The 26,194-nt window shown below is 32.4% G+C and carries 28 protein-coding genes; 7 read left to right on the plus strand and 21 right to left on the minus strand.

Annotated elements, in window-relative coordinates; translation table 11 throughout:
* Positions 1-26 precede the first annotated feature (26 nt).
* Together HMPREF9402_RS04800 and HMPREF9402_RS04805 are read right to left on the minus strand one after the other, a co-directional pair.
* Entirely contained in the window at positions 27-1,307 is a 1,281-nt protein-coding gene (locus HMPREF9402_RS04800; RefSeq protein WP_006784806.1) for an L-cysteine desulfidase family protein, read from the minus strand.
* Positions 1,308-1,630: 323 nt separating this feature from the next.
* A complete protein-coding gene (locus tag HMPREF9402_RS04805; RefSeq protein ID WP_009606665.1) occupies positions 1,631-2,206 on the minus strand; it encodes a DUF1836 domain-containing protein in 576 nt (191 codons plus the stop codon).
* Between the two features lie 167 nt (positions 2,207-2,373).
* On the opposite strand from HMPREF9402_RS04805, the gene trhA reads away from it, so the two are divergent.
* Positions 2,374-3,021, plus strand: coding sequence for a PAQR family membrane homeostasis protein TrhA (trhA, locus tag HMPREF9402_RS04810; RefSeq protein WP_009606654.1), 648 nt, complete (start codon positions 2,374-2,376; stop codon positions 3,019-3,021).
* Positions 3,022-3,122: 101 nt separating this feature from the next.
* Here the strand turns inward: trhA and HMPREF9402_RS04815 are convergent, their stop codons facing one another.
* From HMPREF9402_RS04815 to HMPREF9402_RS14865, 3 genes are all read right to left on the minus strand, one after another.
* Positions 3,123-3,803: a hypothetical protein gene (locus tag HMPREF9402_RS04815; protein WP_009606697.1), complete on the minus strand. Its 681-nt coding sequence runs from the start codon at positions 3,801-3,803 to the stop codon at positions 3,123-3,125.
* 50 nt (positions 3,804-3,853) lie between these two features.
* A complete protein-coding gene (locus HMPREF9402_RS04820; protein ID WP_009606699.1) occupies positions 3,854-4,114 on the minus strand; it encodes a hypothetical protein in 261 nt (86 codons plus the stop codon).
* Positions 4,115-4,338: 224 nt separating this feature from the next.
* Entirely contained in the window at positions 4,339-4,470 is a 132-nt protein-coding gene (locus tag HMPREF9402_RS14865) for a hypothetical protein (RefSeq protein WP_006785225.1), read from the minus strand.
* A 150-nt stretch (positions 4,471-4,620) separates the two neighbouring features.
* Between HMPREF9402_RS14865 and HMPREF9402_RS04825 the strand changes: the two genes are divergently transcribed.
* The gene (locus tag HMPREF9402_RS04825) at positions 4,621-5,529 is read left to right on the plus strand and encodes a helix-turn-helix domain-containing protein (RefSeq protein ID WP_006785224.1); all 909 of its coding nucleotides are present in this window, start codon (positions 4,621-4,623) and stop codon (positions 5,527-5,529) included.
* A 21-nt stretch (positions 5,530-5,550) separates the two neighbouring features.
* On the opposite strand, the gene HMPREF9402_RS04830 is transcribed toward HMPREF9402_RS04825, so the two are convergent.
* The 3 genes from HMPREF9402_RS04830 to pdxS form a co-directional block, all read right to left on the minus strand.
* Complete coding sequence (locus HMPREF9402_RS04830) at positions 5,551-5,949, minus strand: rhodanese-like domain-containing protein (RefSeq protein WP_006785223.1); 399 nt, start codon at positions 5,947-5,949, stop codon at positions 5,551-5,553.
* 85 nt (positions 5,950-6,034) lie between these two features.
* Positions 6,035-6,610 carry a pyridoxal 5'-phosphate synthase glutaminase subunit PdxT gene (pdxT, locus tag HMPREF9402_RS04835; protein WP_006785222.1) on the minus strand — a complete coding sequence of 192 codons (576 nt, stop codon included), beginning with the start codon at positions 6,608-6,610 and terminating at the stop codon, positions 6,035-6,037.
* A gap of 1 nt (position 6,611) precedes the next feature.
* Positions 6,612-7,490, minus strand: coding sequence for a pyridoxal 5'-phosphate synthase lyase subunit PdxS (gene pdxS / locus HMPREF9402_RS04840; protein WP_006785221.1), 879 nt, complete (start codon positions 7,488-7,490; stop codon positions 6,612-6,614).
* A gap of 141 nt (positions 7,491-7,631) precedes the next feature.
* Here pdxS and pdxR point away from each other — a divergent pair, with 141 nt between their 5' ends.
* Positions 7,632-9,104 carry a MocR-like pyridoxine biosynthesis transcription factor PdxR gene (gene pdxR / locus HMPREF9402_RS04845; protein WP_009606671.1) on the plus strand — a complete coding sequence of 491 codons (1,473 nt, stop codon included), beginning with the start codon at positions 7,632-7,634 and terminating at the stop codon, positions 9,102-9,104.
* 304 nt (positions 9,105-9,408) lie between these two features.
* On the opposite strand, the gene HMPREF9402_RS04850 is transcribed toward pdxR, so the two are convergent.
* Complete coding sequence (locus tag HMPREF9402_RS04850; protein WP_006785219.1) at positions 9,409-9,807, minus strand: GtrA family protein; 399 nt, start codon at positions 9,805-9,807, stop codon at positions 9,409-9,411.
* 158 nt (positions 9,808-9,965) lie between these two features.
* On the opposite strand from HMPREF9402_RS04850, the gene HMPREF9402_RS04855 reads away from it, so the two are divergent.
* Positions 9,966-11,216 (plus strand): HD domain-containing phosphohydrolase, encoded by a 1,251-nt coding sequence (locus tag HMPREF9402_RS04855; RefSeq protein ID WP_009606664.1) that lies wholly within the window; start codon positions 9,966-9,968, stop codon positions 11,214-11,216.
* Positions 11,217-11,254: 38 nt separating this feature from the next.
* On the opposite strand, the gene surE is transcribed toward HMPREF9402_RS04855, so the two are convergent.
* The 6 genes from surE to HMPREF9402_RS04885 all read right to left on the minus strand — a co-directional run bounded on the left by surE (position 11,255) and on the right by HMPREF9402_RS04885 (position 17,293).
* A complete protein-coding gene (gene surE / locus HMPREF9402_RS04860; RefSeq protein ID WP_006785217.1) occupies positions 11,255-11,971 on the minus strand; it encodes a 5'/3'-nucleotidase SurE in 717 nt (238 codons plus the stop codon).
* 12 nt (positions 11,972-11,983) lie between these two features.
* The gene (locus tag HMPREF9402_RS04865) at positions 11,984-12,925 is read right to left on the minus strand and encodes a DHH family phosphoesterase (RefSeq protein ID WP_006785216.1); all 942 of its coding nucleotides are present in this window, start codon (positions 12,923-12,925) and stop codon (positions 11,984-11,986) included.
* A 117-nt stretch (positions 12,926-13,042) separates the two neighbouring features.
* A complete protein-coding gene (locus HMPREF9402_RS04870) occupies positions 13,043-14,362 on the minus strand; it encodes an ABC transporter substrate-binding protein (RefSeq protein WP_006785215.1) in 1,320 nt (439 codons plus the stop codon).
* Positions 14,363-14,473: 111 nt separating this feature from the next.
* Positions 14,474-15,316, minus strand: a complete 843-nt coding sequence (locus HMPREF9402_RS04875; RefSeq protein ID WP_006785214.1) for a carbohydrate ABC transporter permease — start codon at positions 15,314-15,316, stop codon at positions 14,474-14,476.
* A gap of 12 nt (positions 15,317-15,328) precedes the next feature.
* Positions 15,329-16,240 carry a carbohydrate ABC transporter permease gene (locus tag HMPREF9402_RS04880; protein ID WP_009606689.1) on the minus strand — a complete coding sequence of 304 codons (912 nt, stop codon included), beginning with the start codon at positions 16,238-16,240 and terminating at the stop codon, positions 15,329-15,331.
* Positions 16,241-16,249: 9 nt separating this feature from the next.
* Positions 16,250-17,293 (minus strand): ABC transporter ATP-binding protein, encoded by a 1,044-nt coding sequence (locus tag HMPREF9402_RS04885; protein ID WP_006785212.1) that lies wholly within the window; start codon positions 17,291-17,293, stop codon positions 16,250-16,252.
* A 347-nt stretch (positions 17,294-17,640) separates the two neighbouring features.
* Here HMPREF9402_RS04885 and HMPREF9402_RS04890 point away from each other — a divergent pair, with 347 nt between their 5' ends.
* From HMPREF9402_RS04890 to HMPREF9402_RS04900, 3 genes are all read left to right on the plus strand, one after another.
* Entirely contained in the window at positions 17,641-18,666 is a 1,026-nt protein-coding gene (locus HMPREF9402_RS04890) for an ABC transporter substrate-binding protein (protein ID WP_006785211.1), read from the plus strand.
* A gap of 115 nt (positions 18,667-18,781) precedes the next feature.
* Positions 18,782-19,540 carry an ABC transporter ATP-binding protein gene (locus HMPREF9402_RS04895; RefSeq protein WP_006785210.1) on the plus strand — a complete coding sequence of 253 codons (759 nt, stop codon included), beginning with the start codon at positions 18,782-18,784 and terminating at the stop codon, positions 19,538-19,540.
* Positions 19,524-20,342: an ABC transporter permease gene (locus tag HMPREF9402_RS04900; RefSeq protein ID WP_006785209.1), complete on the plus strand. Its 819-nt coding sequence runs from the start codon at positions 19,524-19,526 to the stop codon at positions 20,340-20,342. Before HMPREF9402_RS04895 ends, HMPREF9402_RS04900 begins: the two co-directional genes overlap by 17 nt.
* A gap of 31 nt (positions 20,343-20,373) precedes the next feature.
* Here HMPREF9402_RS04900 and HMPREF9402_RS04905 read toward each other — a convergent pair whose 3' ends face one another.
* The 6 genes from HMPREF9402_RS04905 to HMPREF9402_RS04930 all read right to left on the minus strand — a co-directional run bounded on the left by HMPREF9402_RS04905 (position 20,374) and on the right by HMPREF9402_RS04930 (position 26,072).
* Positions 20,374-20,757 carry a hypothetical protein gene (locus HMPREF9402_RS04905; RefSeq protein WP_229040187.1) on the minus strand — a complete coding sequence of 128 codons (384 nt, stop codon included), beginning with the start codon at positions 20,755-20,757 and terminating at the stop codon, positions 20,374-20,376.
* Positions 20,758-20,774: 17 nt separating this feature from the next.
* Positions 20,775-21,902, minus strand: coding sequence for a DHHW family protein (locus HMPREF9402_RS04910; RefSeq protein WP_229040188.1), 1,128 nt, complete (start codon positions 21,900-21,902; stop codon positions 20,775-20,777).
* A gap of 12 nt (positions 21,903-21,914) precedes the next feature.
* Positions 21,915-23,330, minus strand: a complete 1,416-nt coding sequence (locus HMPREF9402_RS04915; RefSeq protein ID WP_009606702.1) for an MBOAT family O-acyltransferase — start codon at positions 23,328-23,330, stop codon at positions 21,915-21,917.
* 73 nt (positions 23,331-23,403) lie between these two features.
* Complete coding sequence (locus HMPREF9402_RS04920; protein WP_009606700.1) at positions 23,404-23,931, minus strand: DUF4358 domain-containing protein; 528 nt, start codon at positions 23,929-23,931, stop codon at positions 23,404-23,406.
* 171 nt (positions 23,932-24,102) lie between these two features.
* The gene (locus HMPREF9402_RS04925; protein WP_006785204.1) at positions 24,103-24,504 is read right to left on the minus strand and encodes a hypothetical protein; all 402 of its coding nucleotides are present in this window, start codon (positions 24,502-24,504) and stop codon (positions 24,103-24,105) included.
* Between the two features lie 116 nt (positions 24,505-24,620).
* A complete protein-coding gene (locus HMPREF9402_RS04930; RefSeq protein ID WP_009606656.1) occupies positions 24,621-26,072 on the minus strand; it encodes a phytoene desaturase family protein in 1,452 nt (483 codons plus the stop codon).
* Positions 26,073-26,194 lie beyond the last annotated feature (122 nt).

The following is a 26,194-nucleotide window of genomic DNA, read 5'->3' on the forward strand; positions in this document are numbered from 1 at the left end:
AATATAAGATTTTGAGCCCTTTTCACTTATTTTGCTAACATAATATTTAAAACTTCAATATCCGTTTGTTTCATTCCTTCACGGCCTAGACGTCCGTAAGCTTCAATTGTACTTTCGATATTAGATTGCACCATTCCACATGTTTCGTCAAATGCCACGCCTCTTAAAGCTAAATAATGTGCCATAATAGCCGCATCTAAACTTGACGCAATTTTAGCCGCACATGATGCTTTAGCTCCGTCACAAACAATTCCTGCAATATTAGCTAATGTATTTGTAATCGTCATTTCAATTTGTTCAAGAGTTCCACCTTTTAAATACGTTAAGGCTGCACCACTACCGCAGGCTGCACTTACAGCACCACAGTAAGCTGATAAACGTCCAATAAACGTTTTTTGATGAATGGTCACAAGACTCGCCAAAATTAATCCACGATACATTTGTTCTTCTGTTAATCCTTTTTCACGAGCGTAAATAATAATAGGTAATGATGCCGTCATTCCTTGATTTCCACTTCCAGATGTCGTCATAACTGGTAAGCTACATCCACACATACGAGCATCAGATCCCGCTGCCGCATAAGCTTTCATTTTGGTTTTAACATCATCACCATAACATTCTAAAATCATTTTCCCAACATTAACACCATACTGATTAGATAAACCTTCTTTGGCAATACTTAAATTATATTTAACTTGCTTAGCAAGCATTTCATTCAAATCAGATAAATCCACTGTATTGGCAAACTCATAAATATCCGCTACATTTAAAACCGAACGATCGGCTAACGCAGAATTAAAGTCATCTTTGTTAAATTGTTTAGATAATAAAACTTCACCATTTTTTTCAATACGGCACACATTTGTATGCGTATGAATTAATTCTACTAACGAAGATTGATCACCGGCAACCATCTCCATAATAATATGTAAATTTGCATCATTCTCGATTAGTTCAACTATACATAAATTTTGGCGCAGTTGCTTCCCTACCTCTTGAATTTGACTTTCATTTACACATTCAATCACTTCAAGACCTTTACTTGAATCACCTGCAATTGCACCAGTAATAGCACTTGCCTCAATTCCTGTTAAGTTGCCTGTATTAGGGACTACAACCGATTTAGCATTTTTAATAATATTTCCACTGCATCTAACTATAATTTTTTCAGGAAATATCCCCAATACCTCACGTGCTTTAGCTGCTGCATAAGCAATGGCAATTGGTTCTGTACATCCAAGAGCAGGTACAAGTTCTTCTTTTAAAATAGCAAGAAATGCATGATACGATTGTTTAGTTAAAGACATAGTCGCCCTCTCCCTACTAATTAAATTTTCTCAAAATCTTACTCTCACATTCTATCAAATTAAGACTTCAATAACCATCCATATGAATCAGAAATGTTTTTACCTAGCAGTTGAAGATGGACTTATATGAAAAAACTAGAGAACCCAAATCTTCAGAATCTGTCTGAATTCATAGAACTTTTTAAAACTAGTTACCTATCCCACATCATAAGTTTGTGGATTCGTAGTTTTCTTTCACCATTAGATAAAGTGGATTTTTTTAAATCATAAAAAACTTATCTGGATTTATCTATTCTATCCACACAATCCCTAGTATACGATAGCTAATTTTCTTCCTTTTTCATATCATCAATTAATGATTCAGCTAACCGTCTGTACATATTACTCATATTCACAAGAGAAGATAATAGTAGAAATTTTTCCATTGATTCTAGATGAATTCCCTCTAATTGATTAATCTCATGTGAAACTTCATCTACGCTCTGTAAAACATTCTGTTTGAATATTTCGACATTCTTGTCTACCAACTTCAAATATGTTTCATAAATTGATGTTAATGGAAATTCATCTTGTTCAATAACTTTTTCATTAATTTCATCTAAAGATGTCTTAATATCACTGATTGATAAACCGCCTTTTAGTTGATAAATAAAACTCATTAAAATTAAATGTTCATTAGTGTATTTTTTATTTTGAATTGGAAATAATAATTTTCCCTTAGAGTAATTATTAATCATTGTTTTTGTCAAAACTTTTTCTGAGTCATTTCGAAGTGTTTCACCGTAAACATTTTGAAATAATTGAATAACTTGATCCATATATAAATCGACTTGAGGTAAATCTTCTAATTTCAACTGTCTTTCTAAATGAAGTTGCTTAATTTTCTCATCAAAATTCATTTTTATCACCTGTTATATAGTATCTAAAACTACTTTTTATTATATACATAAATTATATCATAGTTTCACATAATGTAAATGTTGACAACATTACTTAATAGCCATATAATATAGACAAAAGTAGATATAGTTTTAAAAACCACATAACGAAGTAAGGAGGATAAAAAATGAGTAATTATATGCGCGAACCTATTAATGCAATAACTCACCTAATTGGTGCCATTCTATCATTTATTGCTCTTATTGCTATGATTATCAAAGTAGCTTACGAAAATCCAAATGCTATTGGCATCACAGCAGTGATTATTTTTGGAATCAGTATGATCTTGTTATATGCTACCTCAGCCACTTATCACATGATCATTTCATCTGATCGCGTCATTAACTTTTTACAACGTCTCGATCATAGTATGATTTTCATTCTTATTGCAGGATCTTATACACCGTTTTGTTTGATCGCACTTAATGGATGGTCTGGATGGGTATTATTCTTTGTCATTATAGCTATTGCTATTTGCGGAATTACCTTTAAAATGGCCTGGTTCAATTGTCCTCGCATTCTTTCTACATCTATTTACATCATTATGGGGTGGATGGCCATTTTTGTCTTTAAACCACTTTTAGCGTCTTTAAGTGCAACCGGTCTTAGCTTATTAATTGCTGGAGGGATTCTTTACACTGTTGGTGGAATTATTTATGCGCTTAAACCCAAATGCTTGGAATTTAAATACCTTGGGTTCCATGAAATCTTTCATATTTTTATCTTACTCGGTAGTCTTTGTCATTTTTTATGCATTTATTTATTTGTTATATAAGTTCGATATACATTAAAAGGTATCTTAAAAGTAAAGATACCTTTTTTATATAAAAAGGCTAAGATTGACTCAATCTTAACCTCATCACTTCATAACCTATTTTATTCTTCGCAACCGCAATCATCTTTATGATTGTTGCAGCATCCGGCAACTTTACACCAATCTTCATCACGTTTTCCATGATCATAATGATGTTCTTTTTTGATAACTTCTTTTTTGATAATATATTCATGATTATAGTGATGGTTTTCGACTTTTTTACAAATAACAGGAATAATATGTTTTACTTTATGATAATAATTTTTTTCTTCTTTACAATAAACAGGTTTTTCTCGAATGACTTTGCAATCTTCATGATGATGACAAGGTTCCGGATGTTTTTTACCTTCACATCCTTTCTCTTCATTCAACATTTCATGTTCTTCATCCTCTTGACCTTCCCAAAGAGAATCTGTTACAGCACTTTGATCTTCTTCACTACATTGACTTTCATTTTCCCAAAGATGTTCTAATTCCATTTCTTCATCCCTACCTGGCCAAAGAGGTTCTGCTTTATCTTCTTCCCCTTCCCAAAAATGGTGTGACTCAATAGTTTCGGCATTGTCGTCCCAAAGATTATGTTTACCACCTTTAACATCCGCAGGATACCATTTAGCGTTAGATGTTCTTTCTAATTCATCTCTCCCAAATAATTTTTCATCTGAGAAAAATTTTTCTTCATCAAACAAAGATGGTTTACTTTCTTGTTGGTGTTTAGCCTGACAACGTGGATATTGTTTCATAAGCTCTATCTCCTTTAACTTGAATAATTATAAAAATTACATCACTATTTCTACTCGTCATTCAAATTATAACTATTACCATCTCGCTTTCCATGATGATAACAATGTAACTCTTTTACGTCTATATATTCATAAATGTATTCATGTTCATAATAGTGATTTTCAACGTTTGTGACGATAACAGAAATATTATCCAATGAACAAAATTCTTTAAAATCTCGTTTATCAAATGTAAATGTTTGCGTCGTTGGCTCAAATAATTTAACTGGATTATCCGTATCTTGAGGGTAATAAGAACGTTTAATAGTCATTTCTATCCCCCCCCTTCAAATTCGAGCTACACTATAATATATTAAACGGAAGGATTTTTGGTCATGTAAATCACACAAATTTGGGGTATTATTATTGATTTTTAACCTATTCTATTCCTCTAAAGAGTTTATATTTTTTAATTAAATATAAAAAAAAGATGTGAATCATGATTCACATCTTTTCCCCTCTATCTCATATCCCCAATTTAATTTTTAATTATTGATTATAACCACCAAGGAAGTTCGATTGATGCACGAGTTGAAGGTTGTTGACTACCTTGTACTGTAGTAACTCCTTGAACTAATACTAATCCTAATACAAATGCAACAACTAATTGTTTTAAATTTTTTTTCATTGTCTTTGTCTCTCCTCTCAACTTTTGCTATTTTCATGATATAATAAATTAAATAAGACGTAAAGTGACTATTTTTTCACTTTCTACTTTTTAGCACATGATGTTTATTTATTATAAGAATAATAAATACTGGGGGTTAGGAGGACGCTCATGAACGAAATTTATTTCGGAAATGTATTGAAAGAGTTAAGATTAAAAAAACAATTGAGTCAAGAAAAGTTAGCTGATGGTATTTGTACAAAGCGCCAGCTTATTCGAATTGAGCAAAATGAGAATTTACCAACGGGATTTTTACTCAGTGCATTATCAAAAAAATTAAATGAGAACCTAGAACCTTTTCTGCTTTTTGCCAACCACGAAAATCCGATGGAAGTCATTGAATTAAAGCAACAATTAGATTATTATTTCTACGAGAAAGACTTTGTTCCGTTAATGGAATTAATCGATCAATACCGTTCTCTTCATCCTAATCCACCAGTAGACTTTCAACAATATTTAGGATGGTATGAAGGTGCTGCTAAATTTCATCTTCCCCAATATGAAAGTCCAACTATTGAATACTACATTGATTTGTTAAAACTAACTATGAACTTTACAAATTTAGAAGAAGCTTGTGTGGGATTCCGTACCCTAAATGAATTAAATATTATTCATACTATTATTATTCTATTCTATATTATCAATAATAAATTAGTTGAAGCTTCTCAATTATTACCCTTAATCATTGAGAACTATTTAAAATATTATCATAAATACGATATTAATTTACTAGGCCGTATGTATTATAACCTAGCCAATGTTTATTATCGACTAGATTACTATGATAAAGCACTTGAAGTCTGTGAAATAGGAATTAAAACTTGTTTACAGGAACGTTCTTTTGCGGTTGTTGCCGATTTATTTATGTGCAAGGGAAGCATTCTAGCGGATCAAGGTTTAATGGAAGAAGCAACAACATGTGCTAAATTTTTCGTGACTTTATATGAAATGCAAGGGAAACGTAATCAAATTGAGCGCGTTATTGAACAATATAAAGCACTTGGAATTGATATTGCTTAAACCTACTATTGTAGGTTTTTTTTAATCCATTTTATCTTCTATCACATAAACTTTAGTAAATCCAAGTTCCTCTAATTTTTCACCAGCTATCTTACTACGGTTACCACTTTGACAGTAAATAATAATCGGTGTATCTTGATAGGCCATAAGTTCATCAAGATGTTGCTCTAATTGATTATATGGTATGTTTATGGCATTGCGAATATGACCTTTCTCGTATTCATCTGCATCACGGACATCAATAATAAGGATTTCTTTTGTATTATCCATTAGCTCTTCTGCCGACTCTCTTTGAATAATTTGGGGACTAGTCTGTTGCATCAAAGCAGCAGATTGAGTTGATTCATAATCTAAAATAGCTACTGTCATTAAAAATATAAAAACTAAACAAAATAATAATTTTCCGATTGCTTTTCTCATGTTGATTCCTTCTCTTTTAAAATATTTTTATTTTCTTTTAGTATTCTCTATCTAAATAAAAAAATGACCGAAATGGTCATTTTTTTTATTTATCAATCATATTTAAAAAATACTGATGAAAACTTAAATCGTTCGTTAATTCAGGATGAAATGAAGTAACAAGCATATTATCTTGTTTACATGCTACGATATGATTATTAAGTTCTAGTATGACTGAAACCTCTGGTCCTACCTTAGTAACATATGGCGCTCTTATGAACACTAATGGAATTTTAGAGGACGATACTGTCTCAATTTCCACTTCCGTTTTAAAACTTCCTAATTGTCGCCCATAAGCATTACGCTCAACTTCAATATCCATTAATCCTAAATGAACTGTTGAATCTTTAGCAAGTTCTTTAGCCAGGATAATCATTCCAGCACATGTCCCCCAAACAGGTAAACCATCTTTAATTTTTTTCCGCAGTGGTTTTAATAAATTAAAATCACGTAATAGCCGTCCGATAGCGGTACTTTCTCCTCCTGGAATAATTAAACCATCGATTTTTTCCAACTCATCTTCATATTTTACTAGAAGTGGATTTACATCGTCTAGTTGGCTTAAAAGGTTCATATGCTCTTGTACGGCACCTTGGACAGCTAAGACTCCAATGTTTTTCATACTACCATCCTCGTTTTGCGTATTGTTCATTTTCAGGTAATTGACGAATGTCAATTCCACTCATCGCTTCTCCTAATCCTTCTGAAACCTGTGCAATGATGTTTGGATCATTATAATAAGTAGTAGCTTTAACGATTGCTTCAGCACGTTTTTGTGGATTATCTGATTTAAAAATTCCAGATCCTACGAATACCCCATCACATCCAAGTTGCATCATTAAGGCAGCATCAGCTGGTGTCGCAATTCCACCTGCAGCAAAGTTTACAACTGGTAATTTTCCATGCTCATGAACATAGCACACTAAGTCATATGGAGCTCCCATATTTTTCGCTATTGTCATTAACTCTTGTTTGCTTGCTGCTTGGATTTCACGAATTTCTTTATTCATCGTACGCATATGGCGAACTGCCTCTACAACATTTCCTGTTCCCGCTTCTCCTTTCGTACGAATCATTGAGGCTCCTTCCCCAATACGACGAAGTGCTTCCCCTAAGTTTTTAGCCCCACATACAAATGGTACGTTAAACTCTGTTTTATCAATATGGAATTCATCATCAGCTGGAGTTAATACTTCACTTTCATCAATATAATCAATTTCAAGTGCTTCAAGCACTTGAGCTTCTACTAAATGACCAATGCGCACTTTAGCCATTACTGGGATACTAACTGCTTCTTGAATTTCTTTAATCATTTTAGGATCAGACATACGAGCTACTCCGCCTTTCGCACGAATATCAGACGGTACTCGTTCAAGTGCCATAACAGCAACTGCGCCCGCAGCTTCTGCAATTTTGGCTTCCTCAACATTTACGACGTCCATAATAACGCCACCTTTTAGCATTTGAGCTAGATTCTTATTTAATTCATAACGTTCACTCATTTTCCTCACTCCTTTACATTTTTACTCATCTTCAATATAATAATTGTATCGAAACAATTATTATTAAAATGATTTCTAACAATTATTTTATACCAAATAATCCCTAATAAATCAATACAATTACTTAAAAGGAGTAATACAATGTTACCTGTACCCATACAATTAGATAAGAATAAATCTGAAGCCATGTATTTACAAATCGCTAATCAAGTAGCAACTATGATTCAACATCAACAATTAGAAGGTGGTCGCTCTCTTCCTTCTATTCGAAAATTAGCTACTCTACTCGAAGTTAATAATGTAACGATTGTTTCTGCGTATAAACACCTTGAAACACTTGGACTTGTCATTGCAAAAAAAGGGAGCGGTTATTACGTTAAAGAAAAACAAATCATTCCTCCCTCAATTCCCTCACCTAAATTATCAATGCAACAAATTACAAGTCAGCATCTGCATTTAGAACACAACCAAATTAACTTTGCGAGTGCCACACCTGAACCAAGCATCTTCCCAATTGCCTCATTTAAACATTATCTAAATTATGTTCTCGATCGAGATCAGGGATACGCCTTTGGATATCAAGAAAGTAATGGATATGAACCTCTTCGTGAAAGTTTATGCCAATACCTAAAACGCCATCAAAAACTTGAGGTTTCACCTAACTCAATTCAAATTGTATCAGGTGCCCAACAAGGAATTGATATTATTGGTAAAACACTTCTTGGAAGCGGTGACTGTGTATTCGTTGAAGACCCAACCTATACAGGAGCTTTAGCTGTTTTCAAATCTCGAGATGTTTTAATTAAAGGAATCAGCTTAGAAGAGGATGGCCTTAATTTTTCTGAATTAGAAGCAGCACTACTAACTGTTCGACCAAAACTTTTATATGTCATGACTAAATATCAAAACCCTAGTACCGTGACTTATTCCTTAAAAAAAATGAAACGTTTAATAGAACTCGCGCAACTATACGACTTCTATATTGTTGAGGATGATTCAATGTCTGAGCTAAATTATGAACCTGATGCTAGCAATATCAGTTTCAAAAGTCTAGATCAAAATGAACGTGTTATTTATATAAAAAGTTTCTCTAAAATTATGATGCCTGGTCTTCGTATTGGATTTATCCTTGTTCCCTCTCCCCTCTCTACAGATATTATGAATGCCAAACATCATACAGATATTTCATCATCTGGATTAATCCAACGTACAGTAGATTTATATTTACGTGAAGGTCAATGGGATGAACATATTAATCAAATGCGAATTATTTATAAGAAAAAATACGATATCATGGTTCAAGAATTAAATAAATTAAAAGCATATGATGTCAAATTTCATATTCCACATGGTGGCCTTCATTTTTGGATTCAACTGCCGCCACATCTTAATGCTAATGAACTTTATGATCTTTGTTTATCTCATTCACTAATTACGACCCCAGGAAAACTATTCAGTCCAACGGAAGATACTCATCTAAATCAATATATGCGTTTAAGTTTTGCAGCATGTACAGAAGCGGACATCATCAAAGGAATTGATATTTTAAAACAGTGTCTTCATCTAATGAACAATAAGAAAAAACAGTCTACCTATATTTCGCCATTAATTTAAAAGAGTCACCTTAATACAAAAAAATTTACGTCGACTTATCGATTAATAAAAAAGTCCCTATCTTAAATGCAAAGATAGAGACTTTTTTTATTGTTTCATTATATTTAGAAATAGAAAAGAGCTATTACTTATTATCCCCCATCAATTATGGACACCTAACTTCGCATTTTTAAAAGTTATTTGTATCAGGCTATAATCCTTTATAGACTCAGCAGCGATGGATTGTTCGCTCCCCCGAGGACTCCCTGCCCACCAGTTGAGGATAGCTACGAGCTCGCCTGAGGCTTACTACGTAGCCGGGTCCCTACTTCTTAAGTGCGAATCGTACCATGAAGAAGTTGATGATCATGGCGATTGGGAATACGAGAATTGGTGCAAATGATTGGTTGATTCCGATTGCAAGGAATATGTTTAGTAAGATCATTTGAACAAAATAGTTGATTAAATGTGCGCCAGCAAATTTGATTCCATTTGATGCACTTGCTTCTGTTTTGAATGTAAAGGCTGTTGAAGCAAAGTAGTTAAAGATAAAGCTGATAATATATCCTATTGTAAAGGCAATATTGGCATTTACAGAAATTCCATATTCAAGTGCTAAATACACTCCGTAATGAATAACTGTTGCAAAACCACCAACGATTACAAACTTAATAAATTGAAAAATCTTTTCATTTTGTTGTAACTTATCTAATACAGTTTTCATTATAATTTCCTCCTGCTTATCATTTCATAATAATTTTACACGTTAATTTTAAATTTGAAAAGAAAGAAAAATCCCCTTATCTGCATACTATACATTTTTTTACATTTAAAATACAAATTATGATAAAATATTTACATGAATAGACGCGGAGGATACAGATGAACAACTTTACATTTAAAGACATTATGTTAGTTTTTCAAAAATGTTTTAACTACATTGATACTAGATTAGACCGACACTGTGAACAAGTAGCTTTTCTTTACTGGAAAACTCTTCAACATACAGGAAAATATACTGAGGAAGAGCTCGTTAACCTTACTCTCATTGCTTTATTCCATGATATTGGTACTTATAAAAAAAAAGATTTTAGTGAATTTCTTTATAATACTTCACCAAATCCACATCTGCATTCAATCTGTGGTTCTTTATTTATTAAATATTTTTCACCTTTATCTCATTTATCAGATATTATCCTCCATCATCACGATTCTATAATAGAATATGAAAAACTAGATTTTCCTTATAAAGATGAGACTATTCTCTTAAATCTCCTAGATAAGATATCATTATTTATTCATCGTAAATCATATATCACAGATGAAGCCTTGAAAAAGATTTTACATTCTCCTCTAAACTCTTCCCTTCTCGACTATTTTAAAGAAGTTAATCAATCAGAAGAATTAATAAGCAAAGTAATAGATGGGCGATATTTAAAGGAATTATATCATTTTTTAAATCATTTCGAGCCCTCTAAAGAAACAACGATGGAATACGTTAGAATGATGATGTATATGATTGATTTTAGAAGTGAGAGTACGCTCATCCATACTATAACAGTGACTAGTTTATCAAAGATTATCGCAATAAAACTAGGACTTGATGATGAAGTGGTAACGAATCTTGCATTTGCAGCGACGATGCATGATATTGGAAAAATCGCTACTCCCATCGAAATTTTAGAAAAACCAACAAAACTTACTTCTAGTGAGATGGAAATTATGAAACAACATGTTACGATTACATATGACATTTTAAATTGTATCTGTTCTAAAGATATCGTTGAAATGGCAGCTTATCATCATGAGAAATTAGATGGTAGCGGTTATCCTTTTGGTTTAAAGGATCATCAACTTTCAATTCCGGTTCGCATTATTAGTATTGCTGATATTATGAGTGCTCTCCTTGGCGTGAGAAGCTATAAACAAGAATTTCCAAAAGAGAAAATTATCAATATTTTAGAGAACTTAGCACGTGACTATAAAATTGATGCTGATATTGTAGAATTTATCGTTACTCATTACGATACTTTAGTTTACGAATTAAGTATTGATTCTAAACCTTATCTGGACCGCTATACAGATTTAAAAAAAGAATATCAAGCTTTATTTAAACAAAAAATAGCATGTTAAAAATCCTGAGAAAAAATCTCAGGATTTTTTATATTAAATTAAAATAATTTTTGTAATTCTTTTATTTTATCATCATCATCTAGCTTAATTTTTAACGGAGTAATAGTAATATAACCTTTTTGAATAGATTTTACATCTGTATCCTCAGATTGTTCAATATCGATAAATGGACCTGATAATTTATGGCCACCATCTTCTTCAACATAAACTTCATCATAACGTGTAACTCCTAAACTTGCAACTTTAATTCCTTTAGGTTCCGTTAATGAAGGGAAATTAATATTAAATGTAATATTTGATTCTAATTTTTGAGAAAATAGCTTTTCAAATAGTTGAGGCAAATATTTTTTTACTACCTCAAAGTTTGACTCTGTTGTTGATACAGCAATAGAAGGATATCCACAAAGATTTGCTTCAAGCGCACCCGATACTGTTCCTGAATATAAAACATCAGTCCCAACATTACGTTCATCATTAATACCTGATAAAACCAAATCGGGTTGAATCTTCAAATGACCAAGGGCATATTTCACGCAATCAGCTGGTGTCCCATCAATTCCATAAGCCAGTTTGGTATAAGGAATTGATTCAATATAAGCTTTTAAGGGACGGCGCATTGTAATTCCATGTCCTACTGCACTATTATTTTGATGAGGAGCAATCACATAAATATCACCAAATTTTGATGCAATTTCAGCTAAGGCTGCAATTCCTGGCGCTTTTATTCCATCATCATTTGTAATTAAAATTTTCATGACATCATCTCCTTAGTTATTTTGAGCTAATTCATCCAAGTCAGCAATCATCGCATCAACAGTTTCCCAATCCATTACACGAGCACCTGCTGCTTGCACATGACCACCTCCGCCATATTTTTTAGCAATTTCATTAACGGCTGCCCCACTTGAACGTAAATTAACGCGAATATCATTTCCTTCAGCATTTTCAACAAAAAATGCCCAAATTTTAATTCCTTCAATGTTTGCCAACGTATTAACGTTAGCTGAAGCTGCTAATTCATTTACGTTTAAAGATTGTAATAATTCATCTGTTAATTTTAAATACCCAACACCATGAGCCGTTTCTTCAAAGTTACAAACCGCATAACCTTTAAAACGTGCTAATTCTTTAGATTGTGTATACATTTTTGAGTATAACTCTACCATATCAAAATTATATTTTAATAATTCTGATGCATAACGGAATGTTTGCTCACTTACTCCACGGAATAAGAAGCGTCCTGTATCTGATACAATTCCATTGAATAAGCAACGAGCACCGTTATCATTTGTTTTTAAATTATTCTTAACTAATAAATCTGTAATCATTTCACAAGTTGATGTATAACTTGTATCAATCCACTCAATATCTGCATATTCATCGCTAAATGGATGATGATCGATTTTAATTTTGAAAGCACCTAATTTCCAACGTTCATCTGAAATACGTGCTGCGTTCGATGTATCTGTAATGATAACTAAAGCATTGTTATATAGTTCATCTTCAATTTCTTCTGTATGACCAATGTAATTTAAATAAGCTACTTCCTCGCCTACAAGGTAAACTTTCTTCCCCTCAAAACTTTCACGAATGATTTCAGCTAATCCAAATGATGAACCATATGCATCTCCATCTGGAATGACGTGACGGTGAATAATAATTGTTTCAAATTCTTCAATTTTCTTTAAAATCTCTTGTTGAATTGACATATTGAACCTCCTAATATAAAAATGATTACCTACTTTAATTATACGTCAAATTATGACACTCTATCAAATTATAAAGAAAAAATAGAGGTAGAAATTCTACCTCTATTCATAATCAAATTATTTTAATTGATTTAAGGCATCTTGAACTGCTTGTTCAGGAGATACTCCATTTAATACAACTTGCTCAACAGCTTGACCAACTGCTGTACGTACATTGTAAGAAGAGAATGTATCAGTGAAGAATGATGGATCATAGAAGAAAGCACTATCTTGAGATGGTCCTACAATTTTCGTTTGATCATTAGACTCTGTTACATATGCTTGATAATCTGCTGAATCAATAACTGATTGGCGGATTGGTAAGTAAGAAGTATGAGTTGCGAAGTATAAATTTCCTTCATATGAAGATAAGTATTTTGCAAATTCATATGCTGCATAAACTTCTTCAGGAGTTTTATTTTGGTTAAATACTACAACGTTAGTTCCTTGTTGAATAACAGCTTCAGTTTCTTTAGAAACTTGAGGAATTGGTGCTACCCCAACTTCGAATTCAGCTGAAGCAATATGAGAATAACCAGCAGAAGAACCAATATACATTTGAACTAAATTACTCATGAATGGACCAGACATGTATTTATCTTCTCCAGCTAAACGCCAGTATCCAGCATCAGTATTACGTTGCATTAATGTTAAAGCTTCAATAGCTGCTTGTGCATTATCTTCTGAGAATAAAATGTCACCTTTAGAATTTGTATATTCTCCACCAAATTGCTGAACCATTGTAATGAAGTAGTTTTGTGATGAATCATGACCGAATGCTGGTTTACCAGTTAATTCAGTAATTTTAGCTGAAACAGCTTCAACTTCTTCCCAAGTTGTTGGAACTTCTAATCCATTTTCTTCGAAGAATGTTTTGTTATAGTATAAAACTTCTGTTGATTTGTTGAAAGGTAAAGAATAGAATTTTCCACCTTCATATTGGCTATTTTCTGCACGATAAGCTTCAATAATATCATCAAAATCAGAAATTCCAACTTCTTTATCATTAATATAATCATCTAATGCTACAACTGCACCTGATTGTAAATATTCTGCAACCCAATCAGGATATGCTTGTGAAATTGCTGGAGCTGAACCAGATTTTAAAGCAGCTGTTGTTTTAGTTTTTAAATCATTGTAAGCACCTTGATAAACTGATTTTACAGTAATTCCTTTTTCAGCCCCAACTGTCGTATTGAATTGCTCTACTAATGCATCTACTGCTTCTTGATTTGTTCCTGACATTGCATGCCAGAATTCGATTGTTACAGGTGATTCAATTGTAGTCACTAATTCAGCTGTAGATTCATTAGTTGTTCCTGTGTCTTTCCCACTTGAACAAGCTACTAAAGTTGTTACACCAGCTAAAAGTGATAATGATGTAAATAATTTTTTCACTTTGTAGTCCTCCTACTCACAATTCATTGAGTTATTTATCTATGTATAAAAGGATTATCTCCTTTAATACCCCATTTAATACCTACTTCATAATAATTTAGTATACAAGGACTATCCTTTTAATCCTCCACGAGTTACCCCACTGATAATGTATTTCTGTAAGAATAAGTAAATAATCACAACTGGAACAATAATGATTGTTGCAGCAGCCATTTGTAAATGAACTTGTGATCCTGATTCATTTGTAAAGTGAGTTAACCCGATTGTTAAAACACGCATACTATCTTTATTTGTAATTAATAATGGCCATAAGAATGCATTCCAGCTTGCGATAAAGTTTAAAATACCAATTGTTGCGACAGCACTAATCGTATTTGGAATAATGATTTTCCATAAGTATTTCCAATCGCTACATCCATCAATTTTTGCTGCTTTATATAATTGTTCTGGAATTTGCATAAAGTATTGTCTTAATAAGAAGATATAGAAGACATTCGCAATATATGGAAGAATTAATCCTTTGAATGAATCAATCCATCCTAATGCTGATACAGTTTGATAGTTTTGGATAATTAACATTTCACCTGGAACCATCATCGTTGCTAATAATAAAGTGAAAATTGTGTTACTTCCGAAAAATTTATAACGTGTAAACGCAAATGCTGCAAAAATTGTTACGAAAATGGTTAATACTGTATTTCCAACTGCTGAAATAACAGTATTTTTAAAATAAACATCAAAAGGTGCCATTTCCATTGCTGTTTTATAATTTTCAAATTGGAAAATTTCAGGTAATAATTTTGGTGGAACAGCAATAGATTCTGAATATGTTTTAAATGATGTTAAAATCATGAAGATGAATGGGAAAAGCATGATAATTGCTCCAAGTGATAACGCAATGTAAATCAATACTTTAGCCCATGTTGAGGTAACTTTTTTTGTATTACTTTCCATTGAGCACACTCCCTATTTGTAATGAACTAACTTCTTACTTAATACCATTTGTACAAGCGTTACAGCTAAAATAATAACGAATAAAATAATTGAAGCTGCTGCAGCTTTATGTACTTGTGATGAACCATAGAACATATCATAAATGTAGTATACAACCGTCATACAACTATTTGCAGGTCCTGGCTTTCCACCAAATAACGCAAATACTTCATTATACACTTTAAAACTTCCGATGACTGAAGTCATTGTTAAGAAAAATACAGTTGGCGATAATAAAGGTAATGTAATACGAGAGAATACTTTCCATTTAGGTGTTCCATCGATTTGCGCTGCCTTGTAATATTGTGGATCAATATTTTGTAATCCTGATAAGAAAATAACAATCTTAAAGGCTAGTCCACTCCAAATATTGAAGATGATTAATGCCCAAATTGCCATTTTTGGATCATTTAGCCATTGAATTGGATCAACACCAAACATTCCTAAAAACTGATTAATATATCCAAAGTCACTATGGAATAACCAACTCCATACAATCCCAATGGCAATAACTGAAGTTACATATGGCAAGAAATAAATCGCTTGGAAAAACTTACTTGCCTTAATTCCAGTATTTAATAACAATGCAATTGCTAATGCAATAATCATTGAAACCGGAACCGCGATTACTACAATTAAAAATGTATTTTTTAATGCTTGATGGAAACTAGGATCTGTTAAGACGAATTTAAACGTTGCTAAACCGAATCCACTTCCTTCATCTGTATAATAATTATATTTTTCATAGAATCCCATACGGAATGACATAATTAATGGATAAACTACGAAAACAGCTGTAATGATTAATGTTGGTAATAAATACAAATAACCTAAAAAATTGTGTTTGATGGTTGTTCGGGTAGCATTTGATAGTTTTTTATTCATAGTTGCCCCCTACGCTAAACGGTGACCGTTCGTTGCATCGAATAAATGAATATTTTGTTGTTTTACCGTTAATTTAACGATATCTGAAACATTAACTTCATTTTCTGAATCAATTAAGCAGCGAACTTTTTGTCCATCGATTGTTACTGTCATTAATTTGTCACGTCCAATTACTTCAACCATAACAACTGTTGCATCAACACCATTTTCTTGTGCAAGGCGCCATGACTCAGGACGAACTCCAACAATTGCATCTGTATTATTTAAACCAGTTGCATCTCCTAATACAGATCCACCAACCATTACTTTTCCATTTTCAATACGTCCATTCATAAAGCTCATTGGTGGTGTTCCCATGAATGAGGCAACGAACTGATTAGCTGGTTTACGATACATTTCTTGAGGTGCTTCTTTTTGTTGTAACACTCCATCTTTCATTAAAACAATTGCATCTGTGATACTCATTGCTTCTTCTTGATCGTGTGTTACGAAAATTGTTGTAATACCAGTTTCTTGTTGAATACGACGAATTTCTTCACGAGTTTCTAAACGTAAACGAGCATCTAAGTTTGATAACGGCTCATCTAATAATAAAACGCGAGGTTTTTTCGCAATAGCACGTGCGATTGCTACACGTTGTTGCTGACCACCTGATAATTCTCCAGGTTTACGATCCATTAAGTGTCCAATTTGAACTAAATCAGCCATTTCTTGAGCAATTTTTAATGCTTCTGCTTTTGGTACTTTAGCATTTTCAAGTGGGAACATGATATTTTGGCGTACCGTCATATGTGGATATAAAGCATAGTTTTGGAATACTAATCCAATTCCACGTTTTTCTGGTGGTAAATCCGTTACATCTTCGTCACCGAAATAAATACGACCACTTGTTGGTTTTTCTAATCCAGCAATCATATAAAGTGTTGTAGATTTTCCACATCCAGATGGTCCTAAAAGACCAGCAAGTGTTCCATCTTCAATTGTTACGTTTAAATTGTTAACTGCCGTAAAATCTCCAAAGCTTTTGGTAATGCCCTCTAATCTTACTTCCATCGAACTAACCTCCAAAATTATGCATCTGTTTTGCGACTTGTTTTTATATGGATACTTTGTAAAAATTCTCATTTACTATTTCTATTAGAAAAATAACATCCAAACAGTATTCTAATGAATTTTAGTATCACAAGTCAATGGAATTTATGTTAATTTCTAATTAATTTTATCTATTCTTGTCGAAATTACTTTATTTTATTCTTTTTCCTCTTACAATTATGCCCAATCAAGCAGACTTTATTACTTAACTCAAAAAATTTTTAATACTTCGTGTGCACACATTCGCCCAAGTTAAAATATGATGTATTAGACCGAGAGTTAAAATTTCGGCAAATAGGAGGGCTAATATGAAATCAATTAAACGTGTTACTTCGTTTTTAGGATTGATGGCACTTGCAACAGCTACATTAGTTGGATGTAACAAGTCATCTGATGAATTAACTCAAATCAAAGTTGCTGAGGTAACTCACTCTGTTTTTTATGCACCACACTACGTTGCCATTAGTGAAGGATTCCTAGAAGAAGAAGGATTAGAAGTTGAATTAATTAATGCTGGAGGTGCTGATAAAGCAATGGCCTCTTTACTATCAGGCGATGTGCAAATTGGATTTATGGGACCTGAAGCTTCTATTTATGTCTACAACGAAGGTGGAAAAGACCTTGCCATAAATTTTGCACAAATCACTCAACGTGATGGTAGTTTCTTAGTGGCTAAAAATCCTCATGAAAACTTTTCTTTTGATGAAATGAAAGGAACTGAAGTCATCGGTGGTCGTAAAGGTGGAGTGCCTGAAATGACACTTGAATATGTCTTAAAATCACAAGGTCTTGATGCTCGTCCAGACGATAAAACAGCAGAAGTTAATGTGCGTACTGATATCTCATTTGATGCCATGGCAGGAGCTTTTACAGGACTTGACGCTGAATATGTAACACTTTTCGAACCATTAGCAACAACTATGGAAAAAGAAGGTAAAGGTTACATCGTTGCATCAATTGGTGAACTAGGTGGTGACATTCCTTATACTTGCTACCAAACAACCGAATCATACTTAAAAGAAAATAGTGATGTCATCCAATCATTTACAAATGCTATTTATAAAGCGCAGTTATGGGTTTCAACACATACAAGTGAAGAAATTGCACAATCAATTCATCAATTTTTCCCTGATATGGAAATTGAGGACTTAGTAACAGTTGTTGAACGTTATCAATCTATTGATGCCTGGGCAACTGATCCTGTTTTAAAAGAAGATAGCTTAAATAACCTAATGGATGTTATGGAATTAGCAGGACAACTTGATAATCGTGCGCCTTATGAAACAATCGTCGATACAAGCTATGCTGAAAATGCAATTAATAATATCAAATAAAAAGATTTACTCCCTAATCAAAATAGGGAGTAAATCTTTTTTGATATTAGGTACCCTTTATTCTTTTACCTAATATTATAAAGTAGGACATATGAGAAAATGGAGGTGACCTTATATGTCAAAAATTCTAGATGTGAGCCATGTTTATAAAGATTTTTACTCAGTTGAAGAAGAGCGAAATATTATAAATGATATCACCTTTTCAGTTGAAGAAGGTGAAATTTTAGTCTTACTCGGACCTTCAGGATGTGGAAAATCTACAATTTTAAACATGATTTCTGGCTTACTAGAACCCACAAGTGGAGAGATTAATACCTATAACAAAAAAATCGGATATATGTTTCAAAAGGATCATCTATTTGAGTGGCGAACTATTATGAAAAATATCACCTTAGGCCTAGAAATTCAAAACAAATTGACAGATGAAGCAATGGAAGAAATTAAGCGATTACTACAAATTTATGATTTATGGGATTTTAGAAATAATTATCCTCGGGAGCTTTCTGGTGGGATGAAGCAACGTGCTGCCCTAATTAGAACACTGGCATTAAACCCTGATATTTTATTACTAGACGAACCCTTTTCAGGACTTGATTATCAAACAAGATTAATCGTTACCGATGATATTTATAAAATTATTAAAAGTGAAAATAAAACAGCAATTTTAGTAACCCATGACATCTCTGAAGCTATTTCAGTAGCAGACCATGTTGCTGTCTTAAGTCATCGTCCAACGACAATAAAAAGCATGCGTCCGATCAACTTGACACTTGATCATGAAAAAACACCTTTAAGCTCCCGAACTGCTCCTGAGTTTAAAGATTACTTTGATTTATTCTGGAAGGAGTTGCAAAATGATGAAGAAACAAATTAATGGAACTCCTGGCTATCAAAAATACTTAAAAGACCGTAAAAAAGAGGCATTCAATATTCACTTTCTTCAAATTTTTCTACTCGTCGCTTTCCTAATTTTTTGGGAAGTCGGCGCTCAACTAGGATTTATTGATGATTTCTTATTTAGCAAACCATCAGCTGTTTGGAATATTCTCGTCAAATATGTTTCAAATGGAGAAATCTTCAAACATCTTGGTATTTCATTATATGAAACAATTGTTGGTTTAATTATCGGGACCTGCTCTGGATTATTTATTGCTATTTGCTTATGGTGGTCAGAAAAACTTGCCAAAATTTTCGATCCATTTCTTGTTGTACTAAATGCTTTGCCAAAAACAGCTCTTGCTCCCATTTTAATCGTTTGGGTCGGAACTGGAGTAAAAGGGATTGTCGTCATCTCGATTATTACCTCTATTGCTGTCACTATTTTATCTGCCTATAACTATTTTTCAACAGTTGATGAGGATAAGATTAAACTTATGAAAAGTTTCGGAGCTAGTAAGTTTCAAATTTTAACGAAACTCGTCTTACCATCAAATACAAGTAATATGATTAACCTGTTAAAAATCAATATTGGTATGGTCTGGGTCGGGGTTATCGTTGGGGAATTTATCGCTTCTCGTGCTGGACTTGGATATTTAATCGTATATGGTGGCCAAGTATTTAACTTAAGCCTTGTTATGATGGGAATCTTAGTCCTTGCAATCTGTACACTTTTAATGTATCAACTTCTAGGCTACTATGAAAAAAAACTTAAAAAACGCCAAGGAGCTAATAAATAAAAATAAGGTGATTCTATGTGCTAGAATCACCTTATTTAACTTTTAATCGTGCTCTTTTGAGTGAAATATAACCAATTAATGATGTTAATGCCCTATAAAAAAATCCCATTACTTCAAATAATACAATTAACGTTGGCAAGATGAGTTCAACATTCCATTCAAAAGTAAAAACAAATGTTGAAAGTGGGATTAATTGAACGCCAAATAAAGCAATCAAATTAATTATTGTTAGACGCCTTACTAACTTTTGAGGTAAATCTTTAAAATAGCAACTCAGTAATAAAACTGCAATGATTAAACAGACTAATCCATATCCCTTAAAAAATGGCCCATTTAATGATGTTAACCCAAAATAATATCTTAAGCCCATGAATCCCACTAAACAACTTAAACATGACAGATATATTTTCCTCACTAAATGTTCCCCCCCACTTAGTTATAAGACTGTAATTTTATTAAGTTAGGTTCTGATCCAAATGTTGATAAATTATATAAAAACAATGCCTGATCAAATGATTCATCTCTAATATATTCATATGGATTCATATTGAAATATCTTAAATCAATTAAGTGAATTTCTTCAAAATGTAACGCTAAAAATGGTACTAAACTGTGAGCATATGAATCTTTAAACACAACAAGTTTTCTACCGTTATTTATACTACTTTTTACAATGGTTAAAGGCTGATTTCCTCCTAAAAACATTGAGTATTTATCTTTTTGATTAAGGTAATTATAATCGTATAAACCATCTAAACTAACTTCTTCTCCATTCAAACTCACAGAAAAACTCACGTCAGTTTTTGGAATAAAGATATCCATCGAATCAGGTTGTAAATGGTGGTTATTTGCCTTTGAATAATATGTTCCATAAAATGAATCACTGACTTGTTTAATATTAAAATCCTCTAAATGATAAGCTTGTTCACCTATTGCACCCATTAGACTTTGATAAGCATAAAAAGCCCCAAGTGTCGTCCAATGATGATCGGTTTTATAGAAAATATATTCAGATTTATGTGCTTCTAGAACCGAATACACATCAATTAAATCAACTGATAATGTAGCACTTGCTTGTTTAAGCATCAGATTTTGATCATATGTTGGTGCATATAGTGGCAATAACTCTTTATAAATTTCAACTGCCGTTGGAATGAGCATGACTTCTGTATTCAAATAGGGCAACTTTTTATGAAAGGCATTTATTGAATCTAAGTTTCTTATAAAGTATTTTCCAGGCGTCAAAAATTCTTCTAGTAAATAGCCTTGTTTTCCAAAATAAACTCCATTATTTTTCCCCTTTAAAAGTAAACGCTCGACATCAGATTTTACCCCTACCCAATCATCCTTAAATACAAATTGATCCGTCATGTACTCATCAAATTCACTCGTAAATTTTCCTGATGCAAGTCTTTCCCATGTAAACTTAGGAAATTGCTGTAAAGGACGATTTTCACTTTCAGAAATACTTTTATCTGGCGTTATCATATTCCATAAACTTATTCCAAAAATAAAAATTAAAAACATCAAACTATAAACTAAATTCTTAACTTTATCCATCATCCTCACCTCCTAAAATCTAAAGTACAAGAACGGATTATAAGACGAATCAACTAAGTAAGCTGTGGAAATAAATAAAATCGAAAAGTAGATTAATGGCATAATGATTAGTTCAAAAAGCCATTTGAATTTAGACGTGCGTGTGGCATAACCATAAATTAGCTTCATTAAAGGCGTAGAAGCGATAATTAACACAATGAGGGTAATGGCATTAGAAGCTAAGTAAAACAACGTCATCTGATTATAAAGACCTTCTCCTTGCATTCCAAACATAACTTTGAAGTAATTCAATAAATGTTCAAAATTATCAAAAGCGAATAATCCCCATCCGATTAATAATAAGAAGATGGTATAGAAATGACGAATAAAAGCTGGACCTCTATTTAACCACTTCATTAAAAAGGCCTTCTCAATTGAAATAATGCTTCCAAAATAAAGTCCCCAAAACACGAAATTCCAACTCGCCCCATGCCAAAGGCCTGTTAAAAACCAAACAATAAAAACATTTAAATAGGTACGATACTTTCCTTTACGATTCCCGCCAAGTGGAATATAAACATAATCTCTAAACCAAGAACCGAGTGAGATATGCCAACGTCTCCAAAACTCTGTGATACTTTGTGAGATATATGGATAATTAAAGTTTTCTAACAATTCAAATCCAAGCATTTTACCAAGTCCAATAGCCATGTCTGAATATCCACTGAAGTCGAAATAAATTTGAAGTCCGAAGGCCATAACCCCCAACCAGGCAGATAAAACTGTTAAATTTGTGACTTCAGTTGTTGAAATGCTATCCCAAAGCAAACCAATATTATTTGCTAATAAAACTTTTTTCCCAAGTCCAATAATAAATCGTCTGACTCCATCCGCAAAACGTTCGATTGTTTCTTGTCTATGATTTAATTGTTCAGCCACGGTACGGTAACGAACAATGGGTCCTGCAATAAGTTGTGGAAACATTGCAACATAAGCTCCTAAATCAACGATATTCCGTTGTGCACGAGCATCACATCTAAAGATATCAATCGTGTAAGACATTGTTTGGAACGTATAGAATGAAATCCCAATTGGAAGAGCAATGTCTGGAGTTGAAAAAGTTGTTCCAAAAATCGTATTAATATTTGTAATGATAAACCCCGAATACTTAAAAAATGTTAGTAATCCTAAATTAATAATTACTGAGGATAATACCACACGCTTTGCCTTTTTAGGTTGATCTTGATATTTTTCTACAAGTAACCCATGAATAAAATCAACAATGGTTGAGAATATCATTAAAACAACATAAATAGGTTCTCCCCATGCGTAAAAAACTAAGCTCACTAGTAGTAAAATAAAATTACGGACACGTCTTGGAACGATAAAATATAACAACAACGTAATTGGTAAAAAAACAAATAAAAAGACAAGACTACTAAAAACCATCCTTCATCACCACCCAAAGAAGAAAAAAGACTGTTGAAGCATTTAGCAATCAACAATCTTTTTTTCAAAGAAATTATTTTACTGACTCTTCAAATACTTTTACAATTTTGTCTGCTACATCGCTTGTTACATATAATAAATAGTTTCCTTGTTGTTTAATTTGGTTTTCTTGAACTAATTCATATTGATCTGGTAAGTAGATTGACCATGTTGCTTCTTGATCAGATAATACTTTTTCAAACCCATCTTTAACACTTTCTGATGCTTTCTCATCTTTAGCTTTTACAACCATAATTAAAGAAGATTTAACATTCATCATTGGTAATAACATATATCCAGATTCAATATCTGCCGTATTAAAATGATCCGCATACATTCCTAACTGTGATGAATCTGTCATATCAATCACTTGAAATCCTGGTAATACACCATCTTGAAGTTGCATATCGTAATCACTTGCTAATGTTTCTTGAATTTTATTCATGATTTCTTCAGGTGTCGCGGACGTATTACTAGCTGATTCTCCTTCTTTTGAATTACTACATCCTACCGCTACAACTGTTACTAATAAAGCCATTAACATCATCTTTAATTTTTTCATAATTGTTCCTCCTAATATTTTGATTCAAGCAGAATTCCAAATTTAGCTCTTTACATTAAATTAGACGACCCTATTGCCTATTTTGTTCCAAAAATTATAGCTTATTTATTATAATTTTAAATAATTATTAATAATTAACAAAAAAAGAGATGAATACTCATCTCTTTTTGATTAAGAATAATATGTTTCTAAAACTTTTAACAACATGCCTTGAGTGATTGTTTGTTCATAAGCCTCTACTTCAGCTTCATAATTTTTGTATAATCTCAACAATGAGAAGAAGATATCTAAATCATCATCTAGTACAAGTGTAAAATAATTTTTTTCGTTTATTTTAATTGTAATTTTTTGGCGGTTAAGATGAGTTAAACGTGAATCAGTTACTTCGTAAACAAATTCAGCTAAATAGATGTTATCTGGTAATGTTTTGACAGAGCCTATTAGCTTAAGTGCATCTTCATCGTATACTTTTGGACTGTTTAAATCAACTGTTATCGTATAGCGAATCAATACTGGTTTTTTTATTTCACCTTTAGCAAATTCGATGATTTTAAGAGTTTCACTTTTTAACATACAATCCCCCCTTAACCGTTTTATAATGCTTTTAGGTTTGGCATTAATTTATTATAACATAGTTTACCACTCGTTGGTGCTTGATTTCGTCTACATCAAAAATTATATGTTTTAAATTATAAGATATGCTTATCAATTTCTTCTACGACAAGCTTAGCACTATTTAAAACTAATGAAATCCCTGTTCCAGGATGATTAGAAGCACCAACAAAAAATAAATTATCATACTTTTCACTTCGATAATGAGGTCTAAAATAATTAGTTTGTAATAGATGATGCCCTAGTCCAAAAGCACATCCCTTAACCTCACCAAACTTTTCTTCTAAATCTTTCGGCGTCAAAAATTGTTCCACTTCAATCCATTGCTGTAGATTCTCACAATTTAAAACCTCTTCTAAAATATGATAAATTTTTTGTTTTAACAGGATTACGATTTCATCATTCCAAGAAATATGTGACGTTAAATTAGGAACCCTCATCATAATATTCAACGATTCACATCCTTTAGGGGCCATTGAAGAATCCAATCGACTTGGGCAATAAATATAGACAGATGGTTTATCAGGTAAATTCCCCTTGAATACTGTCTCAATATTTTTCTTAAATTCATCGCCTATATAAATATTATGAACATTTAGTTGAGGTAATTCTTTTTTAATACCAAGATATAAAATAAAGGCTGAACAAGATAACTTATCTTTATTTTCTAACAACTTATCTTTTAATTCAAAACCATTACAATTGACTAAAAAAAGATCAGCTTTATCTAATTTTTCTCCTATTTTAACCCCTTTCACATGTTTACCTTCCGTCACTAACTCCGTTACTTCCTGGCTACAATAAATTTTACCACCCAGTTTTAAAATTAAAGACTCTAACCTTTGTACAAAGGCGTACATTCCCCCTTTAAAGTATGGTAACCCATACAGTTGAGTAACGCCTGGAAGTAAGCTATATGTACTTGAACTATCGAATGGAGATGACCCAATATACATTGCCTGAAAATATAAATAGTTTTGAAGAATCTCACTTTCAATAAATTGAGAGACATAATCTTCGGTCGTTTGAAGAGGATGAATTTTAAAGATATTTTTCATATTTTCTAAATTAAAAAATTCTTTCTTTTTTTCAAAAGATTGAGTCAAAAAATTCTCTTCAATCAGTTGATATTTCTGATAAATATCTGTCATCAAATTCAAATAGCCGATGCTATCTTTTTTAGAGATAGATTCTAATGTTTGAGTCAACTGTATCAAATTAGTACTAAAATCTAATTTTTCCCCCTTAGCGCTAAAGACTCGATACAAAAGCTTAGGCGAAAGCATTTCAAGCTCGTTTTTTAAATTTAAATCGTCAAAAAGTTGCGAGAAATTTTGAGGCATTAGAGATAAAGAAGCTGTCAAATCGAATGTGTATCCATCTTGATAAAACTGATTTACAACCCCGCCGACTCTTTCATTTTTTTCGTATATGACGACTTCATAACCTTTGCTTAACAACCTTAAAGCGCTGGCTAATCCTCCTATTCCAGCACCAACAATAATAACTTTTTTTTGTACTTCAATCATCTGTAAACCGCCTCTCAGTTTATTGTTATTATATTTATTTGTTAATTTTTAAAAATCATGCAAAAAAGACCCCAAGCTTAAGCTCAAGGTCTTTTTCAATTAATACTTTTGGGTTCTATAAT

The sequence above is a fragment of the Turicibacter sp. HGF1 genome (genome assembly GCF_000191865.1).
Taxonomy (GTDB): domain Bacteria; phylum Bacillota_I; class Bacilli_A; order MOL361; family Turicibacteraceae; genus Turicibacter; species Turicibacter sanguinis.